This is a genomic window from Paenibacillus sp. FSL H8-0259, assembly GCF_037963255.1.
GTDB classification, from domain to species: Bacteria; Bacillota; Bacilli; order Paenibacillales; family Paenibacillaceae; genus Paenibacillus_AQ; species Paenibacillus_AQ phytohabitans.
This window is the reverse complement of sequence record NZ_CP150147.1, coordinates 4,042,262-4,064,759: the sequence shown is the minus strand read 5'-3', so window position 1 is coordinate 4,064,759 and position 22,498 is coordinate 4,042,262. Positions and strand designations below refer to the sequence as shown.

The 22,498-nt window shown below is 47.0% G+C and carries 26 protein-coding genes; 7 read left to right on the top strand and 19 right to left on the bottom strand.

Annotated features, from left to right (window positions below; all coding sequences use genetic code 11):
* Positions 1 to 68: 68 nt before the first annotated feature.
* Both NSU01_RS17345 and NSU01_RS17340 read left to right on the top strand, forming a co-directional pair.
* On the top strand, positions 69 to 662 hold the full coding sequence (locus NSU01_RS17345) for a TetR family transcriptional regulator (protein WP_042137331.1): 594 nt from the start codon (positions 69 to 71) through the stop codon (positions 660 to 662).
* A gap of 742 nt (positions 663 to 1,404) precedes the next feature.
* On the top strand, positions 1,405 to 2,139 hold the full coding sequence (locus NSU01_RS17340) for a hypothetical protein (RefSeq protein WP_076245872.1): 735 nt from the start codon (positions 1,405 to 1,407) through the stop codon (positions 2,137 to 2,139).
* A 90-nt stretch (positions 2,140 to 2,229) separates the two neighbouring features.
* Here NSU01_RS17340 and NSU01_RS17335 read toward each other — a convergent pair whose 3' ends face one another.
* The 3 genes from NSU01_RS17335 to NSU01_RS17325 all read right to left on the bottom strand — a co-directional run bounded on the left by NSU01_RS17335 (position 2,230) and on the right by NSU01_RS17325 (position 3,808).
* Positions 2,230 to 2,721 carry a pyridoxamine 5'-phosphate oxidase family protein gene (locus tag NSU01_RS17335; protein ID WP_042137328.1) on the bottom strand — a complete coding sequence of 164 codons (492 nt, stop codon included), beginning with the start codon at positions 2,719 to 2,721 and terminating at the stop codon, positions 2,230 to 2,232.
* 118 nt (positions 2,722 to 2,839) lie between these two features.
* A complete protein-coding gene (locus NSU01_RS17330) occupies positions 2,840 to 3,304 on the bottom strand; it encodes a hypothetical protein (protein ID WP_042137326.1) in 465 nt (154 codons plus the stop codon).
* A gap of 24 nt (positions 3,305 to 3,328) precedes the next feature.
* Positions 3,329 to 3,808, bottom strand: a complete 480-nt coding sequence (locus NSU01_RS17325; protein WP_042137324.1) for a GyrI-like domain-containing protein — start codon at positions 3,806 to 3,808, stop codon at positions 3,329 to 3,331.
* Positions 3,809 to 3,908: 100 nt separating this feature from the next.
* Between NSU01_RS17325 and NSU01_RS17320 the strand changes: the two genes are divergently transcribed.
* Complete coding sequence (locus tag NSU01_RS17320; RefSeq protein WP_076245870.1) at positions 3,909 to 4,871, top strand: HTH domain-containing protein; 963 nt, start codon at positions 3,909 to 3,911, stop codon at positions 4,869 to 4,871.
* Positions 4,872 to 5,020: 149 nt separating this feature from the next.
* The gene (locus NSU01_RS17315) at positions 5,021 to 6,199 is read left to right on the top strand and encodes a serine hydrolase domain-containing protein (RefSeq protein ID WP_076245868.1); all 1,179 of its coding nucleotides are present in this window, start codon (positions 5,021 to 5,023) and stop codon (positions 6,197 to 6,199) included.
* Positions 6,200 to 6,331: 132 nt separating this feature from the next.
* Here the strand turns inward: NSU01_RS17315 and NSU01_RS17310 are convergent, their stop codons facing one another.
* The 3 genes from NSU01_RS17310 to NSU01_RS17300 all read right to left on the bottom strand — a co-directional run bounded on the left by NSU01_RS17310 (position 6,332) and on the right by NSU01_RS17300 (position 8,295).
* The gene (locus NSU01_RS17310) at positions 6,332 to 7,243 is read right to left on the bottom strand and encodes a glycerophosphodiester phosphodiesterase family protein (RefSeq protein ID WP_042137318.1); all 912 of its coding nucleotides are present in this window, start codon (positions 7,241 to 7,243) and stop codon (positions 6,332 to 6,334) included.
* Positions 7,244 to 7,340: 97 nt separating this feature from the next.
* Complete coding sequence (locus NSU01_RS17305; RefSeq protein WP_256703946.1) at positions 7,341 to 7,703, bottom strand: NUDIX domain-containing protein; 363 nt, start codon at positions 7,701 to 7,703, stop codon at positions 7,341 to 7,343.
* A gap of 13 nt (positions 7,704 to 7,716) precedes the next feature.
* On the bottom strand, positions 7,717 to 8,295 hold the full coding sequence (locus NSU01_RS17300) for a TetR family transcriptional regulator (protein ID WP_076245864.1): 579 nt from the start codon (positions 8,293 to 8,295) through the stop codon (positions 7,717 to 7,719).
* A 163-nt stretch (positions 8,296 to 8,458) separates the two neighbouring features.
* Here NSU01_RS17300 and NSU01_RS17295 point away from each other — a divergent pair, with 163 nt between their 5' ends.
* A complete protein-coding gene (locus NSU01_RS17295) occupies positions 8,459 to 9,367 on the top strand; it encodes a 2-dehydropantoate 2-reductase N-terminal domain-containing protein (RefSeq protein WP_076246043.1) in 909 nt (302 codons plus the stop codon).
* A 66-nt stretch (positions 9,368 to 9,433) separates the two neighbouring features.
* On the opposite strand, the gene NSU01_RS17290 is transcribed toward NSU01_RS17295, so the two are convergent.
* The 8 genes from NSU01_RS17290 to NSU01_RS17255 all read right to left on the bottom strand — a co-directional run bounded on the left by NSU01_RS17290 (position 9,434) and on the right by NSU01_RS17255 (position 17,445).
* Entirely contained in the window at positions 9,434 to 10,144 is a 711-nt protein-coding gene (locus NSU01_RS17290) for a Crp/Fnr family transcriptional regulator (RefSeq protein WP_042137310.1), read from the bottom strand.
* A gap of 40 nt (positions 10,145 to 10,184) precedes the next feature.
* Positions 10,185 to 10,367, bottom strand: coding sequence for a rubredoxin (rd, locus tag NSU01_RS17285; protein WP_039307922.1), 183 nt, complete (start codon positions 10,365 to 10,367; stop codon positions 10,185 to 10,187).
* 27 nt (positions 10,368 to 10,394) lie between these two features.
* Positions 10,395 to 11,609, bottom strand: coding sequence for an FAD-dependent oxidoreductase (locus NSU01_RS17280; protein WP_076245862.1), 1,215 nt, complete (start codon positions 11,607 to 11,609; stop codon positions 10,395 to 10,397).
* A 16-nt stretch (positions 11,610 to 11,625) separates the two neighbouring features.
* A complete protein-coding gene (locus tag NSU01_RS17275; RefSeq protein WP_039307916.1) occupies positions 11,626 to 12,864 on the bottom strand; it encodes an FprA family A-type flavoprotein in 1,239 nt (412 codons plus the stop codon).
* 237 nt (positions 12,865 to 13,101) lie between these two features.
* A complete protein-coding gene (locus NSU01_RS17270; protein ID WP_042137305.1) occupies positions 13,102 to 13,806 on the bottom strand; it encodes a class I SAM-dependent methyltransferase in 705 nt (234 codons plus the stop codon).
* A 47-nt stretch (positions 13,807 to 13,853) separates the two neighbouring features.
* On the bottom strand, positions 13,854 to 14,183 hold the full coding sequence (locus NSU01_RS17265; RefSeq protein WP_042236460.1) for a protein-tyrosine-phosphatase: 330 nt from the start codon (positions 14,181 to 14,183) through the stop codon (positions 13,854 to 13,856).
* A gap of 32 nt (positions 14,184 to 14,215) precedes the next feature.
* Positions 14,216 to 14,653, bottom strand: a complete 438-nt coding sequence (locus tag NSU01_RS17260; RefSeq protein ID WP_042137301.1) for a hypothetical protein — start codon at positions 14,651 to 14,653, stop codon at positions 14,216 to 14,218.
* A gap of 536 nt (positions 14,654 to 15,189) precedes the next feature.
* On the bottom strand, positions 15,190 to 17,445 hold the full coding sequence (locus tag NSU01_RS17255; protein WP_076245860.1) for an excinuclease ABC subunit UvrA: 2,256 nt from the start codon (positions 17,443 to 17,445) through the stop codon (positions 15,190 to 15,192).
* Between the two features lie 153 nt (positions 17,446 to 17,598).
* Between NSU01_RS17255 and NSU01_RS17250 the strand changes: the two genes are divergently transcribed.
* Positions 17,599 to 18,747, top strand: coding sequence for an epoxide hydrolase family protein (locus NSU01_RS17250; protein ID WP_042137299.1), 1,149 nt, complete (start codon positions 17,599 to 17,601; stop codon positions 18,745 to 18,747).
* A 6-nt stretch (positions 18,748 to 18,753) separates the two neighbouring features.
* On the opposite strand, the gene NSU01_RS17245 is transcribed toward NSU01_RS17250, so the two are convergent.
* The gene (locus tag NSU01_RS17245; protein ID WP_076245858.1) at positions 18,754 to 19,179 is read right to left on the bottom strand and encodes a MaoC/PaaZ C-terminal domain-containing protein; all 426 of its coding nucleotides are present in this window, start codon (positions 19,177 to 19,179) and stop codon (positions 18,754 to 18,756) included.
* Between the two features lie 46 nt (positions 19,180 to 19,225).
* Complete coding sequence (locus tag NSU01_RS17240; RefSeq protein WP_042137297.1) at positions 19,226 to 19,813, bottom strand: TetR/AcrR family transcriptional regulator; 588 nt, start codon at positions 19,811 to 19,813, stop codon at positions 19,226 to 19,228.
* A 171-nt stretch (positions 19,814 to 19,984) separates the two neighbouring features.
* Between NSU01_RS17240 and NSU01_RS17235 the strand changes: the two genes are divergently transcribed.
* Complete coding sequence (locus NSU01_RS17235; protein WP_042137296.1) at positions 19,985 to 20,968, top strand: NADP-dependent oxidoreductase; 984 nt, start codon at positions 19,985 to 19,987, stop codon at positions 20,966 to 20,968.
* Between the two features lie 79 nt (positions 20,969 to 21,047).
* On the opposite strand, the gene NSU01_RS17230 is transcribed toward NSU01_RS17235, so the two are convergent.
* The 3 genes from NSU01_RS17230 to NSU01_RS17220 all read right to left on the bottom strand — a co-directional run bounded on the left by NSU01_RS17230 (position 21,048) and on the right by NSU01_RS17220 (position 22,494).
* Complete coding sequence (locus NSU01_RS17230; RefSeq protein ID WP_076245856.1) at positions 21,048 to 21,905, bottom strand: aldo/keto reductase; 858 nt, start codon at positions 21,903 to 21,905, stop codon at positions 21,048 to 21,050.
* Between the two features lie 93 nt (positions 21,906 to 21,998).
* The gene (locus tag NSU01_RS17225; protein ID WP_144026134.1) at positions 21,999 to 22,367 is read right to left on the bottom strand and encodes an SDR family NAD(P)-dependent oxidoreductase; all 369 of its coding nucleotides are present in this window, start codon (positions 22,365 to 22,367) and stop codon (positions 21,999 to 22,001) included.
* Positions 22,339 to 22,494 (bottom strand): hypothetical protein, encoded by a 156-nt coding sequence (locus NSU01_RS17220; protein ID WP_179093565.1) that lies wholly within the window; start codon positions 22,492 to 22,494, stop codon positions 22,339 to 22,341. Before NSU01_RS17220 ends, NSU01_RS17225 begins: the two co-directional genes overlap by 29 nt.
* Between the last annotated feature and the right edge of the window lie 4 nt (positions 22,495 to 22,498).

The following is a 22,498-nucleotide window of genomic DNA, read 5'->3' as shown; positions in this document are numbered from 1 at the left end:
TTGTTGTCTGCCAATAAGGTGATTATAATAAAGGGATTCTACTCTCTACTGAAAGGGGTGTTCCTTGGATGGCTGGCATACTCCCCCCCAATCCGAACGACCCGCGGGTGATTCGGACCCGTCAATTAATTCTGGATGCCTTCATCCGGCAATTGAATATCATGGACTTCAATTCGATAACCGTCGGCGATATTACCAAAGCAGCCACTATTAACCGGACCACCTTTTATGCACATTTCCAGGATAAATATGCGCTGTTCGAAGCCTTTTTGTTAGACGCCTTTACGAATATGGTCCTCCATAAAGTCGATGCAACTGGACCGTTGACCGAAAAGACGCTTCAGGAGCTTATCGTGGCCTTATGCAATTATCATGAAACCAGCCACCGCTGCTTCAAAAGATATGATTCCGTAGCACTCCTGCTTGAGGAGAATATCAAGCTGCATCTTGAGAAGCTTATCCTTCAGCTTATTTGCGAATCAGACTCAGCTGCAGATTCGAAGCCGCTTGCCACTGCGGCCACCCTGCTAAGCTGGTCCTTATACGGCGTAACCTACCGCTGGAATGTGGAAGGAAGAGCGGAGTCTCCCTCCGAACTTGCGGAGCGGGTCATGCCGCTGATCACGGGCGGATTCCCCATGTTCAATCCGCAAGTTTCCTAATCAGACTGGCCCAGGTGTAAAATCAGCGGCAGCCTCGGACGTGAAAATCATGTCCTGGGCTGCCGCTGTTTATATTGAGCCGACGTTGTGGGGCAATATCGAGATACATAATCGCTGAATGGTGAAGGTTGTCGCGCACACGGTAGATAGATCACCTTGATTTACGTTAGGAGGGAGCGAGTGCTATCAAATCCTGCACAGAATACAACATTTTCTTGGATAAATCGGCTCAAAACCAAGATTGTTGTACAAAATACAACATATTTCCTTTTTCAAGCAACCTTGGTGGAATATTCTTGTATTTCATACAACAATCCTCCCGAACACCCGGCAATCCAGGAATCAAAGTTGTAAAACGTACAACATTTATGCTTACAATAATTCTTTACTTCTTTACTTCTTTACTTTTCCCTTCCTTCCTTCCCTAAGACTCCCCATTCACCGGTATAGAATCAGTTGTTGCGACTCCTATTATGACTACACTTACCACAATGGGGCATGGTGTCGGTTGGGGCTGAGGTTAGATTCTCTATCGTACACACTAAAAGGACTTTCCTTCAGGGGAAAGTCTTTTTCTTTTTACATACCGGCTCTAAGGCGGAAAAACAGCCATCTTTTCTGGCAATTACAAGTAAGCGTAAATTGAAATGTTACTTTTTTTAAAAAAACAAAATACATTTTTTAAACTTATTGAATTATAAGAATGTATATACTTAAAAAAATGTAAATGGAGGATATATTTTTGAAAAAAATCATGATTGTCACAATGGTAGGAGCTATTTTGTTATCCGGATGTGGGGCAAATAATCAGTCTTCAAGTCCGGTAAAGATTGATGGAAATGCGTCAACACCAGCTACATCAATTCCCAATACACCACTATCCGAGACTTCAGATAAGAAAATTGCTATTTATGGTGTTCAAGAAAAATCACAAAAAGACATATTTTCGTCATTAGATGTTGTAATAAATGGAGAAACGAAAACATTCAATTGGATCAATGTAACGAACCCCTCCTTCTATCCTCAAATATCGGTCATTGATTTAGATGCAGATGGAGAAGATGAAATTGTCATTGTTCTGACAAAAGGCGCAGGGACTGGAGTACATGATTCGGAAGTGCATGTGCTTAAATCAGATTTTACAGAAATATCAGTTTCAGATCCAAGAGAATTCGTTCTAAGCAATCTTAACGTTGATCTAAAAACAGATAAGGAAATTCGACAGTATACAGTTTCAGTTGATGGTCAGGAGCACTTATTTGAATTCAGTGAGAGCGATTCAAACGATTGGTTTGAGCAACCGACGGTTCAGAATATATTGAGATTTGGAATAAAGGATAATCAGCTTATTGCGGAGCTACCCATTCAGATTTCAACAGGTAATTATTTAGGGGATGCAATCATTAGATATGCATTTGTTAATGGGAAATTAGAGCCGTTTAAAATAGAGATTACAAAAGAAGGAAACTCATTATGAGCTTCCTTCTTTTAGTCTGAAGTATTAATAGCCTTCAACTTTAAAAAATGTGTGGTCGAGGTGGGGAATTGACAGATTCCGCTGATTCCGTTATTCCAATTCAACCGTCTTGTTCAGATCCGACTTCTCTGTGTCCCGATTGGTGATTCGTTTGAACATATAAGTCGCCATCTCGGCCAGATTACCGCTCTTCCAGTATTCAGCAGCTTCGGCATGAACCTGAATCAGGATCACGTTCGGGTCATCATAGGTGGTCTTCAGGAACGTGTTATAGCCTGCACTCCAGAATTCTTTTTTCTTCTCCAGATCCTCGACAATCCTGGCGGTTCCGCGGATGGAGACATAGGATTTGTCAGCGTACACAACATTAACCCTCGGATCATGGAGGATCTCATCGAACTTGCTGGTGTCCTTCTTGGTCAGGAACCACAGGTCTCCGTCAAACTCGACTTCCTGTGTCTTCATGGGACGGGATACCAGGCCTTCGGGTGAGATCGTCGTGAACATCGCTGTATCAATCCCTTTGATAAGGTCTCTGACCGTCTCGACAGCTTCCTGATGACTTTTATCCAAAGTTGACATGCTTATCGCCTCGTTTCTTCCGGGTTATGGGAATAGGATATCCAAATGCGTACCTATTATTAACCCGATTAGGCGAAAACCTATCTTTAACGGTTCAGTCACAGCTTTATCAGCTGGTTCAGTATTCGCCTTTGATGACGAAGAACGAGCCCCGGATCGTTCCGGCCAGCTTAGACTTCTGCCTGGCGAATTTGAACTTTGTCTCCAGCTCCTTGGGAATCTCCATGCCCTCAGAGAGCTTGAATCCGACAGCCCGCTTCTTGGGATCATCCACGGTATACATCACGTTAAGCGCCAGTCCGTCCTCATAAAAGACGTAAGCAAACCGGATATTCTCTACCTGAAACCGCGAGGTCTCCAAAGGCTTGGCCGAAAATTCAAGATCACGTTCTTTTTTCAGAATTCCATTCACATAATCCAGGGTCTCCTGGCTTTCGCTGGCCGGGACAACCGTGAACTCATGCTTGTACTTATTCATGAAGTAACGCGCTTCATTCGCACGCAATCCTGCAAGTGCATCCACTACAGGTGACGACTCCAAGCCGGCCGTAGACACCTCTTTGAAATCAACGATATAAGACATTGCACTTCCTCCTCGGCTAACCCGTTATTTACTTACAACAGGAATCCACATTTCACCTACAACCTGTCCATCCTGCTGCCCCATCTCAACCGATGTATTGGGCCCGCCCACATAGGCGACATCCTTCGCTTCCGGCAGAGCTTGACCAAAAGCAACTCCGGCGAGCTTATTATTCAGTTCATCAGCCGTTGCCGCTTCCCCTCTAACCACCAGGTATTTACCCTTAGGAAACTGGATAACTCTGGCCTCTTCCGGCGCAGCTGCTTCGGTCATGACACCCGCATAATACATCATTTTGTTGTTCACCGCTTCACTCACGGCAAAAATATAGTCGTTCACGGCCATCGCCTTCAACTTATCGAGCCTTCCATCTTCACTGACGGCCTGCCAGAAGTCTGACTTTTCTTTGTTAATACCTGCATAGTCCGTGTAATCGCTCTTAAGCTCCGTGCCCAAGCCGATAACGATGAAGCTGTCTTTTTCCTCTAACGTGTAATTTGCCATGTCTGCAACCATCCTTTGTATTTGAAATTTGTCTTCTTGTCTTGATATGTATATGATAGTCTTAAATCATGTCATAGAATGAAACTGTTTAGGAGACGCGATGAAAAAAGTTGAACGGGTAAATGTGATCATGCGGTATATTAACAACCGGGCCCACTTTACTATTACTGAAATCATGCAGGAATTTAATATCTCCCGTTCGACTGCGATTCGGGATATCCGGGAAATCGAGGCGCTGGGGATGCCGCTTGTCGCTGAAGTTGGACGGGATGGCGGGTATTCTGTGATGCGCAATTCTGTCCTTCCCGTGGTCCGGTTTACAGATAATGAGCTCAAAGCCCTGTTCATTGCCTTCATGGCCACAAGAAACGGGCAGCTCCCTTATCTCAAGAGCCGTCAGTCTCTAACGGAAAAATTACTCGGACTCGTCTCGGAGAACCAGCAGGAGGACCTGTTTCTTCTGAATCAAATTCTGCTGTTTGAAGGGACCAACCCGAACAATCCTGACCTGCTTGATCTGTCTGATCTCCCCCACCCCATGCTGGAGAAGCTGATCCAGATCCTGCTGGTGGACCGCTATTTGCTGATTACCAGCGAAGTAGCGAGGATCATCCAAGCTTATCCCGTTTATCTTTTGCGCCTCTATCGTGAGAAAAGCCAGTGGCTGATCGAGGCCTTCGACTTAAACGATGAAAGGAAGCGGATTATTCCTGTGGACCAAGTCACCGATGTTGTCTTAAATCCGGATAAAAAAAGATTAAGCAGGAAAAAGATCCTGGAAAAACTGAACAGTCAGGAAGAAGAAGTCAACCTCGTTCTTGAACTCGGCCCCAAGGCGATTGCCCAATTCAAAAAATATCATCCATTGAAGGTATCGCTCTCCTATACGAATCCTTACCAGAGCACAGCCATTCTCAAGACGTATATCCATGCGGATATGCCCGACGAACTGGCGGAAATCATAAACTGGCTGCTTTTCCTGGGCGGAGATATCAGACTTAAGGAAGCGCCGGAGGAAATCTGGGAAGGGTTAAAAGAGAGACTGCGTTTATTATGCCTATAATCAGTGTGCCACCAAATGTACCGGATATTCAGATTGAAATTCTGGCCTCTATACAACCTGTCCAAAAGAGTTTAATATTTTCAAGTAGTGTAATGACCATATCTGATTTGGCTTCAGGGAACTTATCCGGAAAAGGAGACTTTAGAAACATGCTAGATTCAAACACAACCAGCCTATTGAAAAAAACATTGAGAGCAAGTATCGGTAACCAGGAAATTGCAGGTGCGAACCTGATGGTCATCAAGGACGGCCGCGAGGTGTTCTATCACGAAGACGGCTTAGCCGATGTCGAAGCGGGACGTCCTATCACCCGGGATTCGATCTTCCGTCTATACTCGATGACGAAACCGGTTACATCCGCCGCCATCATGCTGCTGCTTGAGCGCGGAGAGATCGATTTGTTCGATCCGGTAAGCCGTTATATTCCAGGGTTCAAGAACCAGCTGGTCGAAAAGAACGGAGAACTGGTGCCTGTCAGCCGGGAGGTTGTCATTCATGATCTGCTGAATATGACCTCGGGACTGGTATACGGAGGAGGAACAGACAAAGCCGCTCTGCATACGGAGGCTTTGTTCAAGGAGCTGGACAGCCGCTTGCACGGCGATAACCGGATGAGCACCATGGAATTCGCCACCCGTCTGGGTGAAGGCCCGCTTTCGTTCGAGCCGGGTTCGTTCTGGCAGTACGGGACCTCAGCGGATGTTCTGGGAGCCATTGTGGAAGCGGTTAGCGGCATGCGGTACGGAGAATTTTTGCAGAAGGAAATATTCAGCCCGCTGCAAATGCAGGATACCGGCTTCTGGCTGCCTGAAGACAAAGGAAACCGCCTGGCCAGAGTCTACCAGGAGGACGGCGAAGGCGGCTTGAAGCTGTATGCGGAGAGCCATCTGGGCATCTACCACCATATGGACCGGGAACCGGCCTACGAGTCAGGCGGAGCGGGCCTGGTCTCAACGATTGACGATGCTGCCAAGTTCACCACCATGCTGATGAACCAGGGCAGCTTGAACGGCGTTCAGCTGCTCAAGCCTAGAACCGTTCAATATATGACTACAGCTGTTCTAAGCGATGGACAGCAAAAAGGCTTCGATACCTGGCATTCCCTGCAGGGGTATAGCTATGGCAACCAGATGCGTATCCTGAAAGACACCGGAAAAGCCGGAGTGATCGGCGGCCAGGGTGAATACGGCTGGGACGGCTGGCTGGGAGCTTATTTCACCAACAGTCCGCAGGACGGCCTGACCTTCCTGTTCATGATCCAGAAAAAAGATGCCGGCACACTGCCGGTCACTCGCAAGCTGCGTAATATTGTGTTTAGTTCGTTGTAAGAAACCTGCTCTTCTTGTCCAAAATACACACAGGGTCCAACTCTTGCTCCGTTAAGAACAAGAATTGGACCCTGTGCTATGAAATGAGAAAATCCGCATTTTCACTACGCTCTCTCCACACGATCTGCTAAGTTACCAGTTCGCGTTCTTCCTGTTCGTCTCAATGACTTCATGGAAACGGTCAGGAAAATTGGTATAGACTCCATCTACACCCCAAGAATAAGCTTTATCCATATTGAGCTGATAATTAATGGTATAGGGCATGACCTTAAGTCCCGCCCGCTTTATCTGCGCCACATAAGACGCGCTGGTCCCCTGGAAATTCGGGCTGATGCCGACAGCATAGGACTTCACATCTGCCAGATAAGCTTCAGTAAGTCTTACCGAGGTATAATCATTCCATACGAGCTGGTACAACGGAATATCCGGGTTGATGGAATGGAACTTCCGCAGACTGGCTGCGCTGAAAGAGTGTATGGCCACTACTTTTTCCAGATCATATTTCTTAATGTATTCATTCAAGAGGACTTCAATATTAATCTTCGGCGTTGATTCCTTGATTTCAAGGACATAGCTGATCTCTTTGCCAAAGGTTTCGAATACCTCATCGAGGGTGGGGATGGTGGTCCCTGCATATATTTCTCTGGCAAACATCGGATACGCCTTATTGAACCACGATCCGGCATCCAGCTGTTTGATCTGCTCCAGCGTCATGTTCCTTACATACCCTTTGCTATTGGTCGTGCGGTTGACTGTATCATCATGGATGACAACAGGAATCTGATCCTTGGTCAGGTGGATATCCAGCTCAATCGAGTCGGAATCCATTTCACGCGCCAGCTCGAAGGCCGGCATCGTGTTCTCCGGAGCATATCCGGACGCACCACGGTGGGCGATCGTATATACTTTTTCCGCCGGATCGATGATTTCTTTCACTTTAACCCGGATGGCCGGGAAGGAAGCGTACAGTGTTGTAAATAAGAGGATAAATATTAGTACATGCATTCCGATAAAATAAGCTTTATGGCTGACAATCTTCTTCATTCCGTCGTCCTCATTTTCCTGTAACCTTAACTTTTGCAAATATTATTATATTAACAGTTAGGGTCATTGAAATCCACATTTTTAATTACAGCGCAATCTAACAGCATAATTCTAAACCGTCTCCCTGCCCGCCGCTGAGTTCAGCTTCATGTACCGGAATCCAGAAATATTCAAAGGTTAGACTTGAATCTTCTCCGGATGCTTCTATAGTATGTTCCCACCGGGCCGGGCGCTCTTGAATTAACTCTAACTGATACACATGTCTTTCATGATGTTGTTGTTTATACGCCGCGTAGTACAGATACGTCTTCAAATGCTTGACTAGCCGCAGCTCATCCTTCGTTATTCCTGATTCCTCCAGTATCTCCCGGAATAATGCCGTTACTACACTCTCGCCCGATTCTACAGTCCCGGCAGGAACCTGCACACCAGCTTCCGGGTAGTCCCTGTGCCTGAACACGAGCAGCTTATTGTTATATATAATGTAGGCCCAGACCGTTCATCACATAGGGGCGTACCAGATCAACAAGCAGATCCGTCCGTTCCTTCTCCCCGGCTTTGAACCATTGATACGCTGCGCTATAGATCGCTGACCCTGTCATGGCCGCCAGGATTGTTGTCTGATTGGGGTCTGCTGTATGGGGATGATCTCCTTTTACAAAAATGCGCTCAATAATCTGCTGCAGCAGCTGCTTGATCTTCTCGTCCACCAGCGTAGCAATCGATTTGGAATCCATCCGGCAGATCTCAAAAAAATCCAAAATGTACCGGTAAGTCATAAGGATCAGCTCGTTACATATTTCATCTGTGAACTCCAGCGCATGCTCCACGGGTCCGGGAATCATCTTGCGGAAAGCCTGTTCGATGATTTCATCCAGCAACGCATATTTATCCTCGTAATGAGTGTAAAATGTGGCGCGGTTAATGGTAGCTCTCTCTGCGATATCTTTGATGGTGATTGTATCGAAGCTTCTCAGCCGCAGCAACTCACGGAAGGCTTCTCTGATCAGCTGCCCTGTGCGCACAACCCTTGGATCTATCTGGTTAACCATCGCTAACTTCCCCTCTTAGACATCAAATCTTAATCTATGTTGTTTAACCGACTTATCCCCGAGTCTGCCGATTGAATTCAACAGGATGCCGGACTATCATCAATCGTATCAGACATGTGTTGTTTAAACAATGTGTGTTACCTAATTGAAAGGACAGATGAACTTGAATATACAACCAGACAGAATATTAATCGTTGGCGCTGGAGTGATTGGCAGTGTGTACGCACTCCGGTTCGCACGGTCAGGACTTGACGTTACCTTACTGGCCCGGGGCAAGCGGCTGAATGCCCTCCAGAAGAAGGGTCTGCAATACAATGAGAAAGGCACGATACAGCAAATTCCGGTGAAGGTAATTGCGGAGCTCGATAACGATGACATCTATGATTTCATCTTTGTTCCGGTCCGGTATGATCAGGCGGAGTCTGCTCTTGAGGCGATTAAGAATAACAGAAGCCAAACCATTATTACGTTGACCAACACGGTAGGTTATGAATCCTGGCTTGAAATCGTAGGCGAGCGGCTGCTCCCAGGCTTCCCTGGTGCTGGCGGAGACCTCAAAGACGGTGTGCTCTACGCCCAGTTTGGAACGGAGCCTGGGCAAGGGACTATATTTGGTGAAATCAATGGACAGACGACCGAAAGAGTGAATCGTCTTGCCGGACTACTTGATCAGGCAGGTCTAACTAATATAATCGAACCGGATATAAAGGCCTTCCATATCTCACACGCTGCCCTGGCAGCAGTCAACAAGCACTTTTATACGGAGGATGGTACGGGTATGGTGGATTTGGAGACTGCAAGAAGCGACAGTACATTGAGCAAGCTTGCTGCTGATATTAAACGCAATATTAGGCAAGTTGAGCAGTCCGGAATACAGGTCATCCCGCCGGAAACGAAACAGATGGCTGAATTGCCGGAAGAGGACATTATCGCCCGGTACCGCCAGATGCTGAGCAATGACTTCATCATTGATGTTAAGCTGGGGAATCAGGCTGTCAGCAGAAGAGCAGAGATTATGCTGCTGGACATAGCGTTTGGGGATGGACAATTGTTGCAGCAGACTACATCCTAACTATTTCATGCTTAAAAAGCGGCATCTCCCCATTATCTACTGGTGGAAATGCCGCTTTTATAATATTCAATTTCCCATATACTTCTCCACACCGGCCGGATCCATGAGCACCATCTGCTTGTTACCAATCAGCTTGATCAGGCCCGAATCCTCAAACCTGGAGAACTTCCTGCTAATGGTCTCGCGGGTCACCCCGACATAACTAGCCAGCTCTTCACGGGACAGCGGAAGATCAATATGAATACGGCTTCCATGCCGCTTGCCGTATTTGTCACTGAGTTCCATGATCATGCAGGCAATCCGGATCTCCGGATCTTTGGTCGCCAGGCTCTGCGCCAGATTCTCCGTATGGGCGAGTCTTTTGGTTACACTTTTCAGCAGCCGTAGAGAGATCTCCGGATTATCCGTCATTAAATGCTCCATATCATTCCGGGTCAGCATACAAATATTAGTGTCTTTCAGGGCATATGCGTTAAAATTACTAAGCTCATCACTGTTAAAAATACTGAGCTCTCCGAAGAAATCCCCATTCGTCAGAATGTGCAGGATTTGTTCCTTGCCTTCAGGAGTCATTTTGGATAGCTTCACATGCCCCTGTTGAATAATGTACAGCGTATCTGACGGCGCCCCTTCAAGAATTAACGGCTGACCTTTGGTAAACTTGCGGTGCTTAATCATGGCGCTAATTCTGGTGAGGTCATCGTCCGTCAATGCAGCAAAAATCGGTACCTTGCGTGTACAAGGTTCTGCGGCGTGCTGGCAGGAGTGCTCTTTCATACCGTTCCCCCTGAAATGTAGTATTTAGAAGCTTCTTACTCTAATGAGTAACAGATTTCTTATCTTCAACTGCTACGAAGTGACTTGTATCCTCTCCGCAGACCGGACATACCCAGTCTTCAGGCAAATCTTCAAACGCGGTGCCGGCGGCTACATCCTCATCAGGATCGCCTATTGCCGGGTCATAGATATAGCCGCAGGGTGTACAGATGTATTTCTTCATTCTTCTCAGCTCCTAATAGTTTGTTTTTTAGTTCAATCGGGATTGTACTTCAGCCATAATGGCTTCTATGTTATTGCCGGCAAGATGAATTCCGGTCAGGCTGATCCCCTGTTCTACAGCCGACTTATACGTCAGGGAGGCAGCGGCTCCTTGCCAGGATAACGCACCGGTGATTGTATTATCTTTCACATAGATCCGCGTATAGGCGCCATTCTCTTCTCCGCTGACCGCCACATCGCATTGCCGTTCATCTGTGTTGCCAATGGAGAACAGAGAGATCCCAAAAGCATTAAACAAAGTAACCGGAACCGCTCTGCGGTAAACGGTCAGACTGTCAGCCATGTTGCTGCCGGCAATCCTTCCCTGTTCTATTGCGCCGCCCCATAGTCCTTCAACATGCCCGTTAATTTCAGCAACATCACCGGCAGCAAAGATGTTCGGATCACTGGTTTGCAATTGTTCGTTTACAATAATGCCGTTCCGGACTTGAATAGCCGAGCCGCTTACAAGCGCAGTGTTCGGGACAATTCCGATAGAGTATACAACATGGTCACACGGGAGATTAGAACCATCGTCCAGCGTAATTCCGGTAACATAGTCTGTACCCGTAATAGAGGTTATCCCTGCTTGCAGAATCACCTTCACTCCGGATTGTTCCAGAGTCTCCTTAAGAAGGCTGGAGGAGTGCCCGTCCAGCTGTCTGCCCATCAGGGACGGGGCTGCTTCGATCACGGTTACCTCGTAACCTGCTTCGAACAAAGCCCAAGCCGTCTCGATGCCCTGGACACCTCCGCCAATTACGGCTACGCGGCTTCCATCCTGCAGACTATCTTTTAACCGGTCCGCATCGTTCATGTCTCTGATAGTATGGACATTGTGAAGTCCGGCACCTTCGATAGAGAGTGCGCGGTTCCTCGCGCCCATACACAACAGCAGCTTATGATACTCCACCCGCTGGCCGTCTTCTGTCTCTACCATCCGGCGATCCGGCTGGATCGAGGTGATCCGGGTTGAGGTCTTGACGTTTATACGGTTATCCCGGTACCACTTCTCTTTCTTGATCAGCACCTTCTCGCTGTGCAGGTCGGTGAACAGGCCTTTGGTCAGCTTAATCCGGTTATACGGTAGCCCGCTTTCCTCACCTAGTATCGATATTTCTGCTTCCGCGTCCTGATCGCGGATTGCTTTGGCCGCATGGACGGCGGAGACGCCGCCGCCGACGATTACATAATGCTTCGTCATGAGTTGTTCCTCCTCCCTAAATTGAGCTCAGCAGCAGATCCGATACAAATTCAGCCGCATTTTTAATTTTCTGGACCTTCTCTGGCTCTTTAGGGGAGAATCTTACTCTAACCGGGAATTCAACATGTGTCATGCCGGTGGTTTTGATGACCTCCGAAGTGCTTTGCACGGTCATATTCGTTCCGTTCAGATAGTCCTGAATGACCTCGATGGCTTCTCCGCTCCAGCCGTACGAGCCAAAGGATGCCGCAAGCTTGCCCTCCAGATTCATATGCTGCAGCTCCTTCAGCACATCCTCCAGGTTCCCGATCATGTCCGCATATTTAGTAGAGCTGCCGATAAAGACCGCGTCTGCAGAAGCAATGCTGTTCAGAATATCCGCAGTGCTGCTTTTATCCGCATCCCAGACTTCTGTTCCGATATTATTCTCCTGCAGGCAATCCTGGATGATTTTGGCCATTTTCTTCGTGCTGTTCTTGATGGTGGTATATACGATGACTGCTTTTTTACCCTGAGTCGTTTCGCGGCTCATCGTGGCGTACAGATCAATGAATTTAGGGATATCCTCCCGGATCAGGAATCCATGGGATGGGGCAATCATGCGGATATCCAGATCCTTGACCGCTTCCAGCAGTGTTCTTACATATCTTCTGTGCGGATGAATAATGGCGGCATAATAGCCCTTGTAATCTTCGGTGATATCAAATCCCGCTTCATCACTGAACAGATTCTCCACAGCTACATGTGTACTGAAGATATCGCAGGGGAACAGGATCTGATCCTCGATACAATACGTAATCATCGTCTCAGCAGTATGAAGGTACGGCGTTTCTTTGAACAGCAGTGTTTTTCCGCCGATATCCAGCGTATCGCCATCTTTAACGACCAGGAAGTTCCGGCTGTGCAGCTTATACATTTCCTGCAGTTCCGGCACAGCGATTTCGGTGCACACGATCGTGGCATTTAGCGCCTGGGATGCAAGGGCTGCCAGGCCGCCGGAATGGTCGGGCTCCGTATGGTTAATTACGATGTAATGAATATCCATGAGGTCAATCATACCGGCGAGACACTCGGCATATTCACGGCCGAACTCCATATCTACCGTATCAATCACGGTCGGCTTGCCCGTTTTTAACAGATAGGAATTATAGGTTGTTCCTTTAGCCAGAATCAGGCGGTGAAACGGAACCTGACGGTTATCTATTTTGCCTACCCAGTAAGTATCCCCGGCGATTTGTTTGAATTGTGTACTCATTTTGTTAACCTCCAATGTTTGATTGATAATCCTTATCAGCAACCTCATTCTATTACGGCTGCCGTACAAAAAGGAGGATTCAAATCAAATTCCGGAAGTTTATGAAACAACTCAACCGTATACTTTTAATGTAGACGATTGAACAGAAGGGGTGGTGCGTATGGTCACAGTTGGACAGAAATAATGAAATTTCTCTTGCAAGTCAGCGTTCAAAATAAAAAGCCAATCCCCATGAGATCAGCTCTTCTTAGCCACAAACGTTATACAATCCGAAGTCAGCCTGACAGGTTCACCTTTTCTGCTGATTTCATATTCCAGCGGTTTTACGAAGCGTTGCTCAACTTCCCAGCCGGCATACTGCTGATCCAGCAGCTCGAACATTCTTGCCGTAGTTAGATTCACTTCAAACATGGGATCGAGTTCTTCCGCTTGTGCGAGGTTAACTTCATGAATGTTCGACGCGATAATAATACAATTCGCTCCATTTTGTTTCGTACCGGCATTCATTTCCTGCAGTTTCCGCTCCAGTGCCTGCTCTGAACTGATATGCTCTAAAGAAGATACGGCTACGATAATATCATACTCATCTGGTTCAATGGTGAACTGTTCAATATCGGATAACCTTGCCACTATGTATTGCTCAACTCCAAATTCCTTACTGTAATGATATAGTTTATCTATAGCCGATTCCAGCAGGTCAACGCATACCACTTTACCATTTCTGTGCTTCAAAGATTCAGCGATAGGAATGCTGTTCCGGCCGATCCCCGATCCCAAATCCAGCACACTTAAGTATTCCCGCTCCTTATATTCCTCTAAAAGGCTGATCACCGTCTTAACAGGCCTGTGAAGCCAGGACCCTGGCTTGAATAAGTCGTATGTATCGTAACAGTCATCATGATATTTCTTCTCTTCGGATCTGATGTTGGCTATTCTGTCCATTGGTTCACCTTACGCTTTCAACGATTCCACTTCATTCTGTATTTGCTTTATTCAGGAACTTCAATATATTCGGATACTCTGGATTTCAGGATTTCTATTAGTTCTTCATCCATAAATCTATAGTCGTCCGGGATATCAAGACAGATTACCTGTTTGTTCCTTAGGGAGTCTGCAAATTTGTCCCTTAGCCTTCTTGTATGCTTCTTCTCCATTACGAATATCAGATCCGACCATCCGATATGTCCTTCGGTCACCTGTATTCTTGCTCCTTCTTCCGTGCCTGCCGACCTTGCTTCGTAACCGTTATATCCGTCAAAAATCTTCTCAGCAGTCAAACTGCGCCACTTATTCCGGCTGCAGATAAAGAGTAGTTTAATGTTGTATCGCCTCTATATTTACTTTGGGATTTCTAGTAATGCGCTCTTATTAATTTGTAGTTTATATTTTCTATGAATTGTTCAATCCTAATCACTTCATCTTCTTCGGGATTCATGATCTCAATAACATATTTTGCAAAACCCATTGGCCAAATATAATACAATTCATTTAATGATAAGGCCGAGGCGCAGCAAGGTGAAATTATTGATAAATCATTAAACTGGTTGGAGCTTTTTGTATCCATTTGCTCAGCCCACCAATCGGGTTCTAAATACGTCATACAATGATTGCATCTAATCCCTTCAAAATTCGATCCACTATCTATAAATGTTACTTCATTATATAGCTGTTCACTTATTTCTTTGTTAACGGTCATTAATCTCATTTGATTTTTAATTGCATTTCTCTCTTTTTCGCCGGGGATGGTTTTCTCATGCTTTGGTATGATTTTTACAATGTAATTAGACATTATCACTCCTCCTATTCCCTGCTTGAACTGCAGGCTGGCCGTAACGAGCATGCACGTAAGCTTTAACTGTATTATGTACAACTAAAGCGATCGATTATTGCGTTGAGAGTGTTTTAATTGTATTTTCTACAATTAGAATCATCATATTTCGTAAGAGAAGACTTTCCGCTATTTTTAGTTGTACAGAATACAATTAAACCGTCAAATCAGGTTTATCTCCATGATTTAACTGTACGAAGTACAGTTATTTGCTATGGACTCCACATTAGTTACTTACTCTCAATAGATTTGAAGGCGTAGGCTTCTAAAGAGCAGGACATTTTTAAGTTCGATTTATTTAGTGAAATAGAATTATACTTCATGTGTTAACGTCTAACATAACCACATTTCCAAGAAAAGGTGATTGCATCAACTCTATGGTATCTTTCTATTTATCTACGGTCAATCTCATTTCTGGCTCTGAAGATGGGGTTATCTATAATAATTTATAGCATAATAAAGAAAAACCCGCATATAATGCGGGTTCCAGACGATAACTACGCCAAATATCTTCCCGTAATTGAATGCTCCGCATCAATAATCTGCGAAGGTGTGCCCTCGAATATGACCTCGCCGCCCTTGCTGCCTCCGTCCGGCCCCATGTCGATGATCCAGTCTGCCTGGCTAATCACATCGAGATTATGCTCGATGACGATCACCGTATTGCCAGCATCCACAAGCCGGTTCATGATCTCCAGCAGGTGTCCGATGTCGGACATATGCAGGCCGGTCGTCGGCTCGTCCATCACATAGATGCTGCCCTTCTTATGCAGCTCGCTGGCCAGCTTAATGCGCTGGCATTCTCCGCCCGAGAGCGTGCTGAGCGGCTGGCCGAGTGTAATATAGTTTAGCCCCACATCACTCATAGCCTGAAGCTTGCGCACCACCTCTTTGAGCTGGAAGAACTCAAGAGCCTGTTCAACAGTCATCTCCAGCACCTCGGCAATGGATTTGCCGTTCAGCTTGTAGGCAAGCACTTCCTCCTTGAACCGTCTGCCTCCGCACACTTCGCAGGGCAGCTTCACGCTGTCGAGGAAACCAAGGTCTGTGTACACGACACCAAGTCCCTGGCAATTCTCGCAGGCGCCCTTGGAGTTGAAGCTGAACAGCCCTTGATTTACTTTATTGGCTGCGGCAAAAGCCTTGCGGACATCATCCATAATCCCCGTGTAGGTAGCGGGATTGGAGCGTGTTGAGACGCCAATCGCCGATTGGTCAATAACGATCGTATCCGGATGCTGACTGAGGAAGACATCATTAATCAGCGTACTTTTGCCCGAGCCTGCGACACCTGTTACCACTGTAAGTACTCCTGTAGGAATATCCACACTTACATTCTGCAAGTTGTGCAGAGAGGCATTCTGGATGGACAGCCTGCCGGAAGACGCCCTGCAATCCTGCTTCAGCTGAAGCGGACGTTTCATATGAGTGCCTGTCAGCGTTCCTGATTCCAGCAACCCCTGGAAGCTGCCTTCATAAACAATATTACCGCCGCGGCTGCCGGCGTGAGGCCCGACATCGACAATATGATCCGCCAGCTTGATAACATCGGGATCATGTTCAACGACAATGACGGTATTCCCTTTGTCGCGAAGCTTCTCCAGCAGCTCATTTAACCGGTGGACATCCCGCGGGTGCAGACCGACGCTGGGCTCATCGAAGATGTAGGTGACATCCACCAGGCTGCCGCTTAGATGCTTCACCATCTTGACGCGCTGTGATTCTCCGCCGGATAGCGTATCGGTCTCACGGTCCAGCGTCAGGTAGTCCAGCCCGATATCGACCAGATGCTGCAGCCGCTCCGCCAGCGACTTGACGACCGGAGCTGCGGCAGGTTCCTCTATCTCCCGGATGGTGCGGATAAGCTGCCCGACTTCCATAGCGGACAGCTCCGCAATGTTCCTTCCATTGATCCGGCAGCTGAGCGCAGCCTGGCTAAGTCTTGCTCCATGGCAGCTGGAGCAGGTGCCTTCGGTGATGAACGGGGCGACCATTTTTTGCGTACGCTCAGATTTGGTCTTCACATCCTGTTTGATATACTTGCCCGTGAACTTCTCAATAACACCTTCTACCGTAATGTTAGTTGCCTTCCCGGCAAAATCCATCTTCACTTTCCTGGCCTTGCCGTGCAGCAGCTGTTCCAGCTCCGCATCTGAATATTCGCTTAGCTTCTTGTCCAGATCGAAGTCACCCGCCTGCACGATCATGTTCCAATCCCAGCCGCCGACTGCATAATCCGGCAGCATGAGGGCTCCATCATTCAACGACTTGGACATGTCCACGGCCCGGCTCATATCGACCCCCAGCTTGCGGCCGATCCCGTTACATTCGGGACACATCCCTTGCGGATCGTTGAACGAGAACATGTTCACTCCGCCTACATGGGGCTGTCCCACCCTGGAGTACAGCAGACGGAGAATAGGCGAGATGTCGGTTATCGTACCCATCGTGGAATGAGAACCGCCGCCCAGCCGCTTCTGATCTACGATAACAGCCATGCTCAGGTTCTCGATCCCGTCTGTATCCGGCTGCGGATAACGCGGAAGGAAGGTTCGCACGAACATGCTGAAGTTCTCGTTCAGCAGCCGCGTGGATTCAGCAGCAATCGTATCGAAGACGATGGATGACTTGCCGGAGCCGGATACTCCGGTGAAGATGGTAATTTTTCGTTTCGGGATACGCAAGGATACGTTCTTAAGATTGTTCTCCCTTGCACCGGATATCACGATATACTCCTGATTCATTTCGTTCATGCTTAGCATCCCTCCAGGTGGTATAGATTTCTTTTGTTTCTATTATCCTTAGCATTATCCTTAGCTTTTGTTTACGGCATTGCCTCATGATTTTGAAAAGATATATTATAGTTATATCGTTGCTGTAGCTAATACACTTAAGGAGAGAGCAATATGCCGATTGAACGGTTTCAAATCCATGTGTCTGATGAAATCCTTGAAGATCTGAAATACAGACTGGATCATGTCCGCTGGCCCGATCCATTAGAGGGTTCTGACTGGGAACGGGGTTCGGATCAGAGTTATTTACGGTCGCTCGTTACGTATTGGCGGGAGCAGTTTGACTGGCGTGCCAGAGAAGCCGAGTTGAACCGCTTGTCACATTTTCGCTGTAACGTCGATGGAATCGATGTGCATTTCGTGCACGAGCGCGGCAAAGGGCCTAATCCGCAGCCAATTATCCTTACGCACGGATGGCCGGACAGCTTTGTGCGATACGAGAAGATTATCCCTATGCTTACGGACCCTGAACGTTATGGCGGGAATCCCGAAGACTCCTTCGATGTCATTGTCCCTTCCGTGCCCGGATTCGGCTTCTCTAATGGCCTGAAACGCGCTGGTGTGAATAATGCCTATGTTGCTGAGCTGTGGGCCAGACTAATGACCGAACATCTGGGCTACCCGAAATTCGCTGCGGCAGGCGGGGATATCGGCTCTGGTGTTACACGGTATCTGGCATTCAATCATCCTGAACTTCTGACCGGCATACATCTTACCGACATCGGCATCATCCGGAATCTTCTGGCTGTGCAGGATAAGTCAGGGCTGTCTGAAGAAGAGCTCCTGTACATCAAGAATACTTCGCAATGGATGGCTGATGAAGGCGGGTACATGTCGATTCAATCGACGAAGCCACAGACGCTTGCCTACGGACTGAACGACTCACCTGTAGGATTGGCAGCTTGGATTATTGAGAAATTCCATGCATGGAGTGATTGCAAGGGTGACCTAAGGAACAGCTTTAGCGAGGATGAACTGCTTACGAATATTATGATCTATTGGGTTACCCATACAGCAGGGTCAACAGCGAATATCTATTACGAGAACACGCATTCACTGCCGCCTCTCGGGCGCATTGAGGTGCCTACCGGTATAGCTATTTTCCCGGGAGATGTCGCCTTGCCGCCCCGGGAATGGGCTGACCGCAATCTGAATATCACCCGCTGGACTACCATGCCCCGCGGCGGACATTTCACAGCCATGGAAGATCCCGCGCCTCTGGCGGAAGACATCCGTGAATTCTTCAGAGCATTAAGAGAATAAAAGATTTCACTGCTTCACCAGCACAGACAGCTCGCCCTCAAAAACCTGATCGTCTGAGCTGGTGAACGTTGATAATATCACCGTAACCAGGCCTGTTGCATTCCGCTTCTCTTCTACCCCGGTCACTTCAACCATGGTATACAATTCATCACCCGGATATACGGGGCGCATGAATTTAATGTTGTTCATCGCAGTTCCGGCAATAACCTCATCCCCATAACTGCCTGTCTCCACCCACAGCTTAAACGACACAGCCAGGGTCTGAATTCCTGAAGCAATGATTCCGTTGAATCGGCCTTGCGCTGCCTTCTCTTCATCCAGATGCATATATTGCGGATCAAATTCGCCGGCAAATCTGGTGATATCCTCTTTCGATAAGGTTAGAGATTTGGTTCTAAATACTTGTCCGATATAAAATTCATGAAACCGCATGATTGCACCTCTTGAAGTAATTTTGCTCGTTTATTTTAGAGTAGGATTATATCACAGATCCGGAATTTTGGTTAGACAGGGGCAAACTAATCATCGTCCGGTCTAATAATGCCCATATCTGTTCAGCCATCACTGAAGCTGGATAAGGCATAGAATTGCTAATCCACCATTCGAAAGAGCTTATTACCGCAGAAGCTAGAAACTGTACGGTTATTTCCTTGTTAAAATTTGGCCCGGCAGCGATTAAATCGAATTGTCTGCTAAAACTTTCCCGGACAACGACAAGCAAACGATTTCTAAAAGCAGGTACTCCCCGGTTTCTCAGCATCTTAGAATACAACCCGGAATTCTGTTCCAAATATTCAAAAACCCGAAGCAATGTGGATTTCGAAGTGAATTTACCGGTAACCTCACTGTCAGGCGCGCATTTGTCGATTAAGCGGTTAATTTGTTCTTCCAAACAATGATCAAGCAGATCATATTTATCTAGAAAATGTAAATAAACCGTTCCACGGTTAACATTGGCCAGCTCAGCAATTTTATTTACAGTGATATTTTCAATATCTGTTTCCGACATTAATGCTAAAAAAGCATCCATAATAGCCTGTTTGGATTTCTGTATACGTCTATCCATATATTTCTCCTTCATGAGTCAGAATTGAACATTTCTAAGGTGTGTGTTGATTAATCAACATAAGGGATCGCTTTGGGGATTGTACAATTCTCTGCTTTTTTGTAATGTGATTTTAACAAACAAACGTTGGTTTTTCAACGAATGTTCAATAATACAAATGGAGGCTGCGCTATGAAAGCAATGGGTATAACCGGCTTTGATATCCCTGAGTCTTTTGAAGAGTATGAACTAGCTGTTCCTGCAATTAAAGAGACACAAGTACTGGTGGAGGTGTATGCCTCCTCAATTAACCCTGGAGATAATCATTTACGTTCGGGTGAGCTATTACTGAGCCCGGTAGGCGGGCAATTTTCCATTCAATTCCCGTTTTTTCTTGGAGGTGATGTTGCCGGTGTTGTAAGAGGTGTGGGTACGGGGGTACAGCACTTTAAAGCAGGTGACCGCGTTATGGGGATGGTCCGTGGAGGCTCTTATATGGATCAAGTGGCTGCCGATGAGGATACCTTAACGATGATACCGGACAATGTATCCTTCGAAGAAGCCGCTGCTGCGCCTACGGTAGCCTTGACGGCCTGGCAGGCACTTTTTGAGCATGGTAAGCTTCAGCAAGGTCAGCGTATTCTCATTCATGGGGGTGCCGGTGGTGTTGGACATGCGGCCATTCAATTAGCCAGACATTATGGTGCTTATGTAATTGCAACTGCAAGAGAGCATAATCATGGCTTTGTCCTGGGTTTAGGCGCAGATGAAGTCATTGACTATTATTCACAACCGGATTTCGTGACAAGGTTATCCGCACCTGTAGATATGGTTCTTGATACAGCTATGCTAGGGAAAAAAGAATTAGAAACTGGACTTCCAGGCGAGTTCGGGGATTATAGCTATGACATATTAAAGGATGGCGGGAAATATATTTCCATAACCTCTTTCGGTATTGGAACCTATCCAGGCGTTCGCAATATTGACTCGCTATTTTTCCGTGCCCGTCCAAACCGGGATGATCTTAATGTAATTTCCACTCACATGCAGGAGGGGAAGCTCAACATTCATGTAGATCATAGGTATCCATTTACCACTCAAGGTTTATTTGAAGCGTACCGCACAAGCGAGAAACAACCCAGACGGGGAAAAATTGTGATTTCAAAAGAAATATAAAAGAAGGGCAGCTTCCCGTTAAGAAGCTGCCCTTCTCTTTTAACTGCCCATGTCTGGCTATCTATACTGGATCTGCGTTTTATTCCAGACCCTGTTTCCCGTAGCCAGTGAGGTTCTCAACGACTTGCGGATCGTAGTGGGAGAAAAATGCGCTTTCGCCTGTATCGAGTGCAGCGATCTTAGCCATGTCCTCCGGCGTCAGTCCGAAGTCAAATACATTCATGTTTTCTTCCATTCTGTTTCGGCTAACTGTTTTGGGAATGACTACCACGCCTCTCTGAATCAGATAGCGCAACGCCACCTGGGCCGTGGATTTATGATATTGATCAGCCACCGTTTGTAAGGTGGTGTTGGTGAACAAATTATTTTTCCCTTCGGCAAAAGGACCCCAGGATTCAATCTGCGTATGGTATTTCTCCATGATTTCCTGAGCTTTGACCTGCTGGTTGAAGACATGGGTCTCCACCTGATTTACAGCCGGCACTACTTCAGTAAACTGCACAAGGTCGATATATCGGTCCGGATAGAAATTACTTACACCAATTGCTCTGAGGGTACCGGCCTTATACAGCTCTTCTAATGCACGGTACGTTCCGTAGTAATCCCCAAACGGCTGATGAATCAGGACCAGATCCAAATAATCCAGCTGCAGCTTTCGCAGGGATTCTTCAATAGAAGCTTTAGCTTGTTCATTGCCTGCATTAGAGATCCATACTTTGGTTGTGATAAACAATTCTTCCCGGGGAACTCCGCTCTTCTTAATAGCACGGCCAACGGCTTCCTCATTCCGGTAAGCTTGTGCGGTATCAATGGAACGGTAGCCTACGCTTAGGGCATCCAGCACACATTTCTCACATTCCGCGTGATCTGAAATCTGATAGACTCCATAGCCCAGAATCGGCATTTGTACTCCGTTGTTTAACGTTACATACTCCATTTGTAATTCCTCCAAAGTTAATAGTTACAAGTGATTTTAACCCCGTCTGATTAGTGCCGGTTATTCACCAGCCGGAAAGTCCGTTGAGGCAGCCTAGTCGGTCTGCTTCTCAAAATCAGCAACACGCTTAATAAGGGTCGACAGGGTGGCGGCCAATGCCTGGGAGCCTAACACCATACGCATCGGTGCAGGCTCTACGTTCACACTCTCGATAATACGGGCAGCCATACGCGCCGGATCGCCGGGAGCCAGTCCATTCGAACCGTCCAGCATGCTCAAAAAGCCGTGCGCAGGATTCCCCTCATATTCTGGCATTAATGAAGCAACCTGTGCGCTGCCATAGCGGAATTCGGTACGGGCTCCTCCCGGTTCTACGAGTGTAATCCCGATGTTAAAAGCAGCGACCTCCTGGGCCACAGATTCACAGAAGCCTTCAATGCCGAATTTGGTAGCATGGTACATTGAATTGCCCGGGAAGGCAACCTGTCCGCCATAGGATTACCTTGTCCCCTTGCTCAAGGAGCTGCTGCGTCATCACATAACCAAACCCGCTGCTGACACCTGTAATCAGCCATGTTCTTTTGTGCATAATC